This is a genomic window from Streptomyces sp. NPDC127100 (assembly GCF_042724095.1).
Lineage (GTDB): Bacteria > Actinomycetota > Actinomycetes > Streptomycetales > Streptomycetaceae > Streptomyces.
This window is the reverse complement of sequence record NZ_JBHXFL010000035.1, coordinates 64,802-75,959: the sequence shown is the minus strand read 5'-3', so window position 1 is coordinate 75,959 and position 11,158 is coordinate 64,802. Positions and strand designations below refer to the sequence as shown.

13 protein-coding genes are annotated in these 11,158 nt (G+C 73.0%); 8 read left to right on the top strand and 5 right to left on the bottom strand.

The annotated features are described in order from the left end of the window. Window positions 1-700 (bottom strand): FAD binding domain-containing protein (locus tag ACFWJB_RS26625; protein ID WP_386925297.1); only part of this gene is annotated, 700 nt, incomplete at its 3' end. A gap of 394 nt (window positions 701-1,094) precedes the next feature. On the opposite strand from ACFWJB_RS26625, the gene ACFWJB_RS26620 reads away from it, so the two are divergent. From ACFWJB_RS26620 to ACFWJB_RS26610, 3 genes are all read left to right on the top strand, one after another. Further along, window positions 1,095-1,895 carry a thioesterase family protein gene (locus ACFWJB_RS26620; RefSeq protein WP_386925295.1) on the top strand — a complete coding sequence of 267 codons (801 nt, stop codon included), beginning with the start codon at window positions 1,095-1,097 and terminating at the stop codon, window positions 1,893-1,895. Between the two features lie 96 nt (window positions 1,896-1,991). Continuing rightward, window positions 1,992-2,597: a flavodoxin family protein gene (locus ACFWJB_RS26615; RefSeq protein ID WP_386925293.1), complete on the top strand. Its 606-nt coding sequence runs from the start codon at window positions 1,992-1,994 to the stop codon at window positions 2,595-2,597. 114 nt (window positions 2,598-2,711) lie between these two features. Then, entirely contained in the window at window positions 2,712-3,287 is a 576-nt protein-coding gene (locus ACFWJB_RS26610) for a Dps family protein (RefSeq protein ID WP_385465015.1), read from the top strand. Between the two features lie 54 nt (window positions 3,288-3,341). Here the strand turns inward: ACFWJB_RS26610 and ACFWJB_RS26605 are convergent, their stop codons facing one another. Together ACFWJB_RS26605 and ACFWJB_RS26600 are read right to left on the bottom strand one after the other, a co-directional pair. Beyond that, window positions 3,342-3,506, bottom strand: coding sequence for a hypothetical protein (locus ACFWJB_RS26605; protein WP_385465018.1), 165 nt, complete (start codon window positions 3,504-3,506; stop codon window positions 3,342-3,344). Between the two features lie 34 nt (window positions 3,507-3,540). Next, a complete protein-coding gene (locus tag ACFWJB_RS26600) occupies window positions 3,541-3,897 on the bottom strand; it encodes a PRC-barrel domain-containing protein (protein ID WP_385465021.1) in 357 nt (118 codons plus the stop codon). A 249-nt stretch (window positions 3,898-4,146) separates the two neighbouring features. Between ACFWJB_RS26600 and ACFWJB_RS26595 the strand changes: the two genes are divergently transcribed. From ACFWJB_RS26595 to ACFWJB_RS26585, 3 genes are all read left to right on the top strand, one after another. Then, on the top strand, window positions 4,147-4,500 hold the full coding sequence (locus ACFWJB_RS26595; RefSeq protein WP_385465024.1) for an STAS domain-containing protein: 354 nt from the start codon (window positions 4,147-4,149) through the stop codon (window positions 4,498-4,500). Then, window positions 4,497-5,444: an anti-sigma factor RsbA family regulatory protein gene (locus ACFWJB_RS26590; RefSeq protein ID WP_386925290.1), complete on the top strand. Its 948-nt coding sequence runs from the start codon at window positions 4,497-4,499 to the stop codon at window positions 5,442-5,444. The genes ACFWJB_RS26595 and ACFWJB_RS26590 overlap by 4 nt, the downstream gene beginning before the upstream one ends. 92 nt (window positions 5,445-5,536) lie before the next feature. Beyond that, a complete protein-coding gene (locus tag ACFWJB_RS26585; RefSeq protein WP_385465030.1) occupies window positions 5,537-6,382 on the top strand; it encodes an RNA polymerase sigma factor SigF in 846 nt (281 codons plus the stop codon). A 10-nt stretch (window positions 6,383-6,392) separates the two neighbouring features. Here ACFWJB_RS26585 and ACFWJB_RS26580 read toward each other — a convergent pair whose 3' ends face one another. Continuing rightward, window positions 6,393-6,782: a MerR family transcriptional regulator gene (locus ACFWJB_RS26580; RefSeq protein ID WP_386925288.1), complete on the bottom strand. Its 390-nt coding sequence runs from the start codon at window positions 6,780-6,782 to the stop codon at window positions 6,393-6,395. Between the two features lie 291 nt (window positions 6,783-7,073). On the opposite strand from ACFWJB_RS26580, the gene ACFWJB_RS26575 reads away from it, so the two are divergent. Beyond that, window positions 7,074-8,564 (top strand): SulP family inorganic anion transporter, encoded by a 1,491-nt coding sequence (locus ACFWJB_RS26575; protein ID WP_385465101.1) that lies wholly within the window; start codon window positions 7,074-7,076, stop codon window positions 8,562-8,564. Window positions 8,565-8,720: 156 nt separating this feature from the next. On the opposite strand, the gene ACFWJB_RS26570 is transcribed toward ACFWJB_RS26575, so the two are convergent. Beyond that, complete coding sequence (locus ACFWJB_RS26570; RefSeq protein WP_386925286.1) at window positions 8,721-9,764, bottom strand: Ku protein; 1,044 nt, start codon at window positions 9,762-9,764, stop codon at window positions 8,721-8,723. A 267-nt stretch (window positions 9,765-10,031) separates the two neighbouring features. Between ACFWJB_RS26570 and ACFWJB_RS26565 the strand changes: the two genes are divergently transcribed. Then, window positions 10,032-11,153, top strand: coding sequence for a lipid II:glycine glycyltransferase FemX (locus ACFWJB_RS26565; RefSeq protein WP_386925284.1), 1,122 nt, complete (start codon window positions 10,032-10,034; stop codon window positions 11,151-11,153). The last annotated feature ends 5 nt before the right edge of the window (window positions 11,154-11,158 follow it).

Below are 11,158 nucleotides of genomic sequence, written 5' to 3'. Positions count from 1 at the left end.
CCAGCACGCCGGCCACCTGCCGGCGCACCACCTCGCGCGCACGCGCGGGAAGCGCGGCGACGTCCGTCCGCTCCAGGGCGCCGAGTACCTGGTCGGCCCCCTCGTCGCACGGGGCCGTCTCGCTGAGCACCTCGTAACCGTCGCGAACCGCCACCCGCAGCCGGAGCCCGTCGGCGCCGGCGTGCACGGCGGTGGCGACGACCAGGGGCGGCGGACCGCCGGCTTCGGCGGACTCCTTGTGGTAGCCGCTGGCCGCGGGGGTGCGCCAGTGCAGGGCCAGCAGCAAGTGACGCTTGGCCAGCACCTCGTTCAGGTCGGTCCCGTAGACACCGTCCGGGCCCAGTACGGTGGCGTCCGCGTCCAGGACGAGGGCCGCCGGCAGCAGACAGCGCAGGCTGCTCCCCACGAGGTTGCCCCCGACCGTGGCCGTCCGGCGCACGGCCCCGGTGCCGATGGAGCCGGCCGCCCGGCGCAGCACCTCCGGCACGCGGTCGTCGATACGGTTCAGCACCACGGCACCGCCCAGCGTCCCGGGCCGGACCACGGTCGCCTCCGGGACGTGGCGCAGCGACACGGCCCGGTCCGGGAAGCCGTCCCGCTGCCACGTGGCCCACACGAGCGTCGCCCCGCCGACGGGCACCGCCCCGTCGGCCATGCACTCCTGTGCCTCGGTCACGGACGTGGGCAGACGCAACAGCACGGCGATCGACCTGCTTTCCCGGGAAGTCGGCGGTCGGACGGCGGGCACCCCCGCCGCGTGAGCACGGTCCTGCCGTATTCTCCGCAGCACCACAGGGGCGCGTACAGGGCTCATGCGCGGTGGACGTGCGCCCTTCGCGCGCCGAAGCGCTCGCGGGCCGTCGAGCGCGGCCGGCCGGGCCGGCACGCGCGGGAACGGCACCGGCGCGACGACCCGCTCACCGGTCGTCCCGCCCCGTCGCGCGCTCCGGTGCGACACCCCCCGGACAGGTGCGTGGCCCCGGCAAGTACCGTCGTGGCCCGGTGGGAGGGGATCCGGCCGCGGGCGTCGCCGGCCACGCGGGCGGCCCGTCCGCGCCGACCCGCCGCACCGTCAGCCCGGAAGGTGAGCCCTCTTGAGCACCGGCAGTTACTTCGAGCCCATCGACGAGCACCGCTACAAGCCCACCGGTCACGCGGGCGGCGCGTGGGACCCCGACGAACAGCACTTCAGCCCGCTCGGCGGTCTCGTCGTGCACGCCGTCGAGCGCCATCTGGCCGCGCGGCCCGCCACCGGTGCGCTCCTGTCCCGGATCAGTTTCGACATCCTGGGCCGGCTCGCCCTCGACGAGTGCGAGATCCGGGTGGAGACGCTGCGCCCCGGCCGCACCATCGAACTCGTCGAGGCCGTCGTCCGCATCGCCGGACGCCCCGTCGTGCGGGCCCGCGCCTGGCTCCTCGGCGCCGGGGACACCACCGCGGTGGCCGGCGGCGGCGCCGCGCCGCTCGCCCCGCCGCACACGCTCGAGTCCTGGCCGATGAGCTCCGCGTGGCCCGGCGGGTACGTCGCCTCGCTGGACGTCCGGCCGCAGGGGCCCCCGCGGCCGGGCCGCGCGACGGCCTGGATCTCCACCGGCCTCGACCTGGTCGCCGGGCGGACCGTGAGCCCGCTCGCGTCCTACGTCGCGCTCGTCGACACGGCCAACGGCATCGCCGCGCGGGAGTCACCGGCCGCCTGGATGTTCCCCAACGTCGACCTCACCCTCCACCTCCACCGCCGGCCCGAGGGCCGCTGGACGGGGCTGGACACCACGGTCGTGTTCGGCCCCACCGGCCAGGGCATCACCAGCACCGTCCTGCACGACCTGACCGGGCCGGTCGGACACGCCCAGCAGATACTCACCGTCCGCCCCCAGCCACCGGGCGGCGGCAGCTGAGGCGGGCGGCGCGGCGCTGCCCGCGGGCTGGGGCAGGCGGGTGAAGGCGGGCCCGATCCGTCGGCCTGCCCCGCCTCCGGGGGAAGGGTGGGACACATGCGCGCACTCGTCGTCAACTGCACCCTCAAGCCGTCGCCACAGCCGTCCAACACCGAGGCGCTGGCCGCCACGGTCATCGCGTCCCTGAAGGGACACGGCGTCGAGGTGGACGTCGTACGGGCCGTGGACCTGAGGCTGAAGCCGGGCGTGCTCACCGACATGGGCGACGGCGACGACTGGCCGAAGGTGCACGAGAAGCTGCTGGCGTCGCAGATCCTGATCATCGCGTCGCCGACGTGGCTCGGCCGTCCGTCCTCGGTCGCCCAGCGCGTCCTCGAACGCATGGACGCGATGCTCGGCGAGACCGACGACGAGGAGCGCCCCGTCGCCTACAACCGTGTCGCCGGAGTCCTCGTCACCGGCAACGAGGACGGCGCCCACCACGTCATCAGCGAGATCGGCGGCGCGCTCTGCGACATCGGCTACACCGTCCCCGGCCAGGCCTGGACCTACTGGCACCTCGGACCCGGGCCCGGGCCCGACTACCTGGACGACGAACGCGGTCACGACTGGTCGACCTCCACGGGCCGCGCCATGGCGTCCAACCTCGTCCACGCCGCCCGTGCGCTCGCCGCGACGCCCCTGCCGGCACCACCGTCCTGACCGGCTGCCCCGCGGTCCGGGAAGGGAGACGTCCGGTTATGTCTGCCGACGCCGAAGCGGGGCATTCGTGCAGGTGCAACGCCGTACACGACAGATCAGGAGTTGAAGCCCGCCATGACGCACGACCTGACCCCGAAGTACACGGTCCCCGGCATCGAGCGTGAGGCCGCCGGACGGCTCATCGGCGTGCTGCGCCTGCGCCTGCACGCTCTCAACGACCTGCATCTCACGCTCAAGCACGTCCACTGGAACGTCGTGGGCCCGCACTTCATCGCCGTGCACGAGATGATCGACCCGCAGGTCGACCAGGTGCGCGAGATGGCGGACGACGTCGCGGAGCGCATCGCCGCGCTCGGCGGGGTGGCGCAGGGGACGCCGGGAGCCCTGGTGGCAGAGCGGGCCTGGGACGACTACTCCATCGGCCGGGCGGACGCCATCGCCCATCTGGGCGCGCTCGACGTGGTGTACACCGGCGTGATCGAGGGCGTGCGCGCCGCGGTCAAGGAGGCCGGTGACATCGACCCCGCCACGGAGGACCTGCTGATCGGGCAGCTGCGGGACCTGGAGCAGTTCCAGTGGTTCGTGCGGGCCCACCTGGAGACCGCAGGGGGCACCCTGGCGACGGGCAGCGCGGAGTCCGAGGCGGAGGGCGCCGAGCGGGGTTCGCAGCTCACCCAGGGGCAGAGCTGACGGTGACGTGCCGGGAGGCCCGGCCGCGGGGTGACGCGGCCGGGCCCCGGAGCCTCAGCGCATGGGCCGTCCCCGGCGTCCGAGACGCACCCCGACCAGGACCAGGTCGGCGATCAGGACGGCGATGCCGATGACGAGCAGGTAGAACAGCCCCTGGGCGGCCACCCCGATCACTCCCAGGACGAGCGCCACCAGCAACAGCAGCAGGAACAGGCTCACGGTCGTCTCCCCTCCGACGGGCTGTGCGGACGGCTCAGCGCCGGGCGAGCCGGCGTTCGCCGCGGCTGCCCTGCTCGTAGGGCAGGTCGTAGTGGGCGAAGACCGCGCCCTCCGCCTCGGCCACGAGTTCACCGTCCGGATCGATCGCGGGGGCCGCCTTGACCAGGCCCTTGTCGTAGATCACCTTCAGGTAGTCGGGTCCGACGGTGGCCTTCTCCAGCGGGACGAACACCAGTCGGCGGCGGGTCGGGAGACCGATGGTGACCGCGGCGAACGCGGGCCGGTCGGTGGCGGTGTCGACGTAGATGGACTCCAGACTCCCGATCCGGTGGCCGTCGGTGTCGACGACGTCGCGGCCACGCCAGTCGCGGATGTTGTCAGCCTCGAACATGACTCGTCTTCCCTTCCCAGGACGCGCTCCTCTGTCTCCTTCCCCGCTTCCCGCCCGAGTCGCATGGTTTGTCCCCACTCCGGCGTAGCGATCGGCTCGCGGGTGGGTCGAGTCCGGCCGCGTCCGGCCGGGCGGTGGCCCGGGAAAGGTGCGCGGTCGCGCTAGGCTGCCTGGTCGAAGAGAGGTCCCGGGCCCGTACCGAGCGGGAGCGACGACACGGATCCGGCGGTTTTCCGAAGGAGATCGAGTGTGGAGGGCACACACGACGGGGACCGTCCCGCCGAGTCGCGGGACAGTGCCGTGCTGGAGGTGGGACCGCTGTCCGGACGTCCCGGCATCCGTGCCCGCGGGGAGATCGACGTGATCACCCGCCCGTCCTGGGAGAGGGCGCTCGCCGAGCTGTCCCGGCGGCACGCGGACGTGTCCTACCTGGAGCTTTCGGGCGTGCGGTTCGTCGACGTGGCCGGAGTCGCGGCGCTCGCCGTCACGGCCATGAACCTGCCCGGCGGCCGGGTCGTGGTGGAACAGCCCCCGCCGCAGCTGCCGCGCGTGCTGGAGCTGTTCTGGCCGTCGCTGACCGGGATCGAGGTGGCCGCCCGATGAACACGGTGACCACGCCGGCCTCGGACGAGGTGTTCGCGCACCCGGCGCTCTTCTACCGCTCGGAGCGGGAGTACACCGACTGCTCGGTGTCGTTCGTACGGCAGGGGCTGGAGGCGGGCGAACCGGTGGCGGTGGCCGTCCCGGCCCCGAACCTGGAGCTGATCAGGGCGGGCCTGGGCACGGAGGCGCGGGACGTCGTGTTCCTGGACATGACGGAGGCCGGCCGCAATCCGGGGCGGATCATCCCCGGGGTCCTCAGGGCGTTCGCCGACGAGCACGCCGGGGCGCGGGTCCGCATCATCGGCGAGCCGGTCTGGGCCGGGCGCAGCGCGGCGGAGTACCCGGCGTGCGCCCAGCACGAGGCGCTGATCAACGCGGCCTTCACCGGCCGCCCGGCGACCATCCTGTGCCCCTACGACGAGTCCCGGCTGCACGCGGACGTCCTGGCCGACGCCAGGCGCACGCATCCGACGGTCATCGCCGACGGCCGTGAGGCGGCCAGCGGGTCCTACGACTGGCCCGCGGTCGTCGCCCGCTACGACGAGCCGCTGACGGCCCCGCCGGACGCCGCCTCCTTCGCGTTCGGGGCCGAGGAGCTCCCCGACGCGCGCCGCTTCGCCGTGGCGCGTGCCAGGTCGCTGGGTCTGCCCGAGCGGCGGCTGCCGGATCTGGAGCTGGCCGTGGCCGAACTGACCACCAACAGCGTGGTGCACGGCGGCGGCCGCGGGACGCTCGCCGTCTGGGCCGAGGCGGGGCAGACGGTGTGCGAGGTCCGCGACGCCGGACGGCTCACCGATCCGCTCGCCGGCCGCCGGCCGCCGGAGCGGGGCCAGATCGGCGGCCGCGGCCTGCTGCTCGTCCACTACGTCTCCGACCTGGTGCGGACGCACACGGCGGAGGACGGCACGGCGGTCCGTTTCCATCTCGGTGGGCCACTCGCGTAAACGCGTAGGTGTGCGAGTCGTGGGCCGGGGTAAGCGCAGTCTCGTCGGCCGATAATGGACAGCGACAGGGCCGACAGACAGGGAGGGACATCATGACGACGACGACCGTGCGGACGACCGTGCAGCACATCTCCGGCATGCCGGAGATCGCGGACCCGTCCAAGGTGGCGCCCAAGGACGCGCGGGAGTTGTCGAAGCTCTTCTTCGACCAGCTGGCGGTCCTCGAGGAGGGCACTCCCGAGTACCAGTACGCGCGCAACACGCTGATCGAGATGAACATGTCCCTGGTCCGCTTCGCGGCCGGCCGGTTCCGCAGCCGGGGCCCGGAGGAGATGGAGGACATCGTCCAGGTCGGCATGATCGGTCTGATCAAGGCCATCGACCGGTTCGAGCTGACGCGTGAGGTCGAGTTCACGTCGTTCGCGGTGCCGTACATCGTGGGCGAGATCAAGCGGTTCTTCCGCGACACGTCCTGGGCGGTGCACGTGCCGCGGCGTCTGCAGGAGGCCCGCGTGCAGCTGGCCCGGGCGACCGAGGAGCTGCGCAGCCGGCTGGGCCGCAACCCCACCACCAAGGAACTCTCCGAGCTGATGAGCCTGCCGGAGGACGAGGTCGTCGAGGCCCGCCTGGCGGCCAACGGCTACAACTCGTCGTCACTGGACGCGGCCATCGGCGGCAGCGAGGACGGCGAGTCGGTCCTCGCGGACTTCATCGGCGCCGACGACGCCGCGCTCGCGCTCGTCGACGACTTCCACGCCCTGGCCCCGATGATCGCGGAGCTGGACGAACGCGACCGGCAGATCATCCACTGGCGGTTCGTGGAGGAGCTCACCCAGAAGGAGATCGGCGAGCGCCTCGGCGTCTCGCAGATGCACGTGTCCCGGCTGATCTCGCGCCTGCTGACCCGCCTGCGGGAGGGCATGCTCAGCACCCAGTGAGCGGTGGCCGTCAGGTCTCCAGCCGCTCCTTCAGCGTGGCCGCGAACTCCTCCGCCCGCGCCAGCTTCGTCCTCAGGTCCGCCACTCGCTGCCGGGCCGCCTCCTCGAAGCGGCGCACCCGGCGGAGGAGTTCTTCGCGTTCGGCGGCCGGGGCGTCGCCGGCGTCGAGCCGGTCGGTGGCCGCCAGCAGCTCGCGCATCTCGTCCAGGGTGAAGCCGAGCGGCTTCATCCGGCGGATCACCATCAGGCGGGAGACGTCCGACTCGGTGTAGAGGCGGAATCCGCCCCGGGAACGGGCCGAGGGGACCACGAGGCCGGTCTCCTCGTAGTGCCGGATGGTGCGCAGGGAGAGTTCGGTGCGGGTGGCCACCTCGCCGATCTGCATGTGCTTGCCGTTCACGCCGGCGCTCCTGACGCTGCTCGTTGCCGCTGCCACCGCGTTCCCGGCGGCCCGCCGGTCCCTACTCTAACGTTGGGGTAGAGTTGCCGAGGCGGTGAGGGCCGGCCGAGGGCGTCCCCCGTCCGGGTGTGCGTACGTCCGCCCGGCCGCTGCCGTGCCGGGGCCGATGCCGCCCCCGGCGACGACGTCCGGGCCCCGCGGGTCCGCCGCCCCGCCATCTCCGTGCGCCCCGTCCTGCCGCTGGGGTGTGCCCGAGCACGACAGGTAGCCGCTTCCTTGTCCTCTTCCGTACTGTCCCCCGCCGCGCGGCTGCGCGCCCTGCGCCCGGACTGGCTGCGCGATCCGAAGGTCTGGCGCACCGAGGTGCTGGCCGGTCTGGTGGTCGCGCTCGCGCTGATCCCTGAGGCGATCTCCTTCTCGGTCATCGCCGGGGTCGACCCCGCGATCGGCCTGTTCGCGTCCTTCACCATGGCCGTCACCATCGCCGTGGTGGGCGGCCGGCGGGCGATGATCTCCGCCGCCACCGGTGCCGTGGCGCTCGTCATCGCTCCGCTGAACCGGGAGCACGGCCTCGGGTACCTCGTCGCCGCGGTGATCCTGGCCGGTGTCTTCCAGGTGGTGCTGGGCGTGCTCGGGGTGGCGAAGCTGATGCGCTTCGTGCCCCGCTCCGTGATGGTCGGCTTCGTCAACTCCCTCGCGATCCTGATCTTCATGGCGCAGGTCCCCGAGATGACCGGTGTGCCGTGGCCGGTGTATCCGCTGATCGCGGCCGGGCTGACGCTGATGGTCCTCTTCCCCAGGATCACCAGGGTGGTCCCGGCGCCGCTGGTCTCCATCGTCGTCCTCACGGTCGTCACGGTCGCGGCCGGCATCGCGGTGCCGACCGTCGGCGACAAGGGCGAGCTGCCGTCCGCCCTGCCGGTGCCCGGTCTGCCCGACGTGCCCTTCACCCTCGACACCCTGACGACGATCGCGCCCTACGCCTTCGCCATGGCGCTGGTCGGCCTGATGGAGTCGCTGATGACGGCCCAGCTGGTCGACGACATCACCGACACCCGCTCCTCCAAGACGCGGGAGTCGGTCGGGCAGGGCGTCGCCAACATCGTCACCGGGTTCTTCGGAGGCATGGGCGGCTGCGCCATGATCGGCCAGACCATGATCAACGTGAAGGTGTCCGGCGCGCGGACCCGGCTGTCCACGTTCCTCGCCGGCGCGTTCCTGATGGTGCTGTGCATCGTCTTCGGCCCGGTGGTCTCCGACATCCCCATGGCGGCGCTGGTCGCCGTGATGGTCATGGTCTCCTTCGCGACCTTCGACTGGCACTCCGTCGCACCGAGGACCCTGCGGCGCATGCCCGCCGGTGAGATCGCCGTCATGGTGGTCACCGTCGTGGTCGTGGTCGCCACCCACAACCTCGCCATCGGTGTCGTGACCGGCTCCGTCACCGCCATGGTCGTCTTCGCCCGGCGGGTCGCCCACCTGGCCGGGGTCACCTCCGTGACGGACCCCGACGGCACCACGGCGGTCTACCGGGTCACGGGCGAGCTGTTCTTCGCGTCCTCCAACGACCTCGTCCACCGCTTCGACTACGCCGGCGACCCCGACCGGGTCGTCGTCGACCTGTCCGCCGCGCACGTCTGGGACGCCTCCTCGGTCGCCGCTCTGGACGCGATCGCCACCCGGTACGCCCAGCGCGGCAAGACCGTCGAGATCACCGGGCTGAACGAGTCCAGTGCCCGTCTGCACGGCAGGCTCAGCGGCGAGCTCACCGGCAGCCACTGAGCGCACGGCGGCGCCCGGGGCGACCGCGGTCCCGCCGGGCGGGGCGGCCGTGGGGCGGCGCGGGTCGGTCGGAGGGTGACCGCGGGCCGGCCGGGGGCGATCGGGCCCGCGCGGCTCACCGCGCCGCTCGGGGTGGGCCCTCGTGAGGCGGGGGCATCAGGCCGCTGTGGTCTTCTTGCGGGCCCGCCCGGAACCCGCCAGGGCGTCGACGAGCTCGCTGCGGGTCATTCTGGAGCGTCCGGGGACGTCCTGCTCGGTCGCCCGCCGGTACAGCTCCGCCTTGCTCAGCTCGCGCAGCTCCGCCCGCTTCGGCGCGGCCCTGCCGGAGCGGCCGGGGGCCTTCTTCCGCTCGGCCGGTGCCTGCTCCCCTCCCCCGCCGCCGGCGTCCTCGGCGGGAGCGGGCGACCGCTTGCCGCCGCCGCTCCTCGCCCGTTCCAGGCTGCCCCGCAGGACGTCCATGAGGTCGACGACGTCGGTGGCCGTGGGCGGCTCCTCGGCGAGGGCGACCTCCTTGCCCTCGGCCTTCGCCCGCACCAGGTCGCGCACCTTCTCCTGGTACGTGTCGTGGTAACGGCCGGGCTCCCAGGGACCGCTGAGCGCGTCGACCAGTTGCAGGGCCATGTCCAGTTCCTTGCCCCGGCCCGCCCGCCCCTCGGGCAGCTCGGGGAGTTCCTTCGCCGGGTCGCGGACCTCGTCGGCCCAGTGCAGGGTCTGGAGCACCAGCACGTCGTTCTCCGCCCGCAGCGCGGTCAGGTACTGCTTGTTGCGCATGACGAAGGTGGCGACGCCCGCCTTGTTCGCCTCGGCCAGGGCGCTGTGGAGCAGTTGGTAGACCTTGAGGTACTCCTTGCCGCGCGGGGCGACGTAGTAGGTGCGGTCGAAGTAGACCGGCTCGATCAGGTCCAGGTCGACGAAGTCGGTGATGTCGACGGTCCGGGAGCGGCCCGGCGCGATCTCGTCCAGCTCGTCCGGCTCGACGACGACGTACTCGCCCTCGGCGACCTCGTAGCCCTTGACGATGTCGCCGGCGGCGACCTCCTCGCCCGTGCGCTGGTTGACCCGCCGGTTGCGGATCCGGTCGGAGGTACCGCGTTGCAGTTGGTGGAAGTGCACCGTGTGGTCCTGGGTCGCCGAGAACAGCCCGACCGGCACCGTGACCAGACCGAAGGTGATCACGCCCGTCCAGATCGCCCGTGCCATGGCCGTCCGCTCCGTCCGTCCTGCCGCGCCGCCGCTGTCCTCCACGCCCCTCCACGCTGACACCCATCCCGCGGCACCGCGCGCCGGGCGGGCCACCCGGGGCAACGGCGGGGCCGGGCCGCTCGCTCCGGTTGCCCGAACAGCCGGTAGCCCGCGCGGATTCTCCGCCGCCGGTATTCCCTGGGGGTGCGGGGACACAACCGTCCGCCCGCCGCGGCGGTCCTCCCGCCGACACCATCGGACGAGCCGAACGAAGGGTCACCGCCCATGAGCCACCACCTGAAGGCGATCACCCGCGAGGAGCATCTGCGCTTCGTCGCGGCCCGGCCTTCCGTGAGTCACCTCCAGCTCCCCTCGTGGGGCGAGGTGAAGCCGGACTGGGAGGCGGAGAGCCTTGGGTGGTTCGACGACGCCGGAGAGCTGGTGGGGGCGGCGCTGGTGCTGCTGCGCCCGCTGCCGGGGCTGCGCCGCTACCTGGCCTACCTCCCCGAGGGCCCGGTCATCGACTGGAACGCGGCGGAGCTGGACCGCTGGCTCGCGCCGATGCTCGCCCACCTGAGGAAGCGGGGCGCCTTCTCCGTGCGGATGGGCCCGCCCGTGGTGGCCCGGCGCTGGAGCACCGAAACCGTCAAGGCGGCGATCGCCGACCCGCGGGCCCGGCGACTGCGGGACGTGGAGGCCACGGTGGAGGAGCCCGGTGCCCGTGAGATCGCCGAACGGCTGAGCCGGACGGGCTGGCGGCAGGCGGAATCCGGGGGCGAGGACGGTTTCGCCGCCGGGCAGCCGCGTTACGTGTGTCAGGTGCCGCTCGCCGGGCGGTCGCTGGAGCAGATCCGGAACGGTCTCAACCAGCAGTGGCGCCGCAACATCAGGAAGGCGGAGAAGGCCGGCGTGAAAGTCGTCCAGGGCGGCCAGGAGGAGCTGCGCGCCTTCCACGAGCTCTACGTCGAGACCGCCGAGCGGGACGGGTTCGTCCCGCGCCCGCTCGCCTACTTCGAGCGGATGTGGACCGCGCTGACGGCCGAGGACCCGGACCGCATGCGTCTCTACCTCGCCCATCACGACGGTGAGGTGCTCGCCGCGGCCACGATGGTGACCGTCGGCGACCACGTCTGGTACTCCTACGGCGCCTCCACCGCCCGCCGGCGCGAGGTCCAGCCCAGCACCGCCCTGCAGTGGCGCATGATGTGCGACGCCCATGAGCGCGGCGCGCGGGTGTACGACTTCCGCGGCATCACCGACACCCTGGACGAGCACGACCACCTGCTGGGTCTGCTCCGGTTCAAGGTGGGTGCGGGCGGCGAGGCCGTCGAGTACCTCGGCGAGTGGGACCACCCCCTCGGCAAGGTGCTCCACCGGGCGTTCCGGCTGTACATGTCCCGGCGCTGACGGCC

Coding starts and splice junctions, on each gene's coding strand:
- ACFWJB_RS26585 (WP_385465030.1), top strand. CDS start 5,537: ATGACGACGACGACCGTGCGGACGACCGTGCAGCACATCTCCGGCATG.
- ACFWJB_RS26565 (WP_386925284.1), top strand. CDS start 10,032: ATGAGCCACCACCTGAAGGCGATCACCCGCGAGGAGCATCTGCGCTTC.
- ACFWJB_RS26615 (WP_386925293.1), top strand. CDS start 1,992: ATGCGCGCACTCGTCGTCAACTGCACCCTCAAGCCGTCGCCACAGCCG.
- ACFWJB_RS26610 (WP_385465015.1), top strand. CDS start 2,712: ATGACGCACGACCTGACCCCGAAGTACACGGTCCCCGGCATCGAGCGT.
- ACFWJB_RS26590 (WP_386925290.1), top strand. CDS start 4,497: ATGAACACGGTGACCACGCCGGCCTCGGACGAGGTGTTCGCGCACCCG.
- ACFWJB_RS26570 (WP_386925286.1), bottom strand. CDS start 9,764: ATGGCACGGGCGATCTGGACGGGCGTGATCACCTTCGGTCTGGTCACG.
- ACFWJB_RS26600 (WP_385465021.1), bottom strand. CDS start 3,897: ATGTTCGAGGCTGACAACATCCGCGACTGGCGTGGCCGCGACGTCGTC.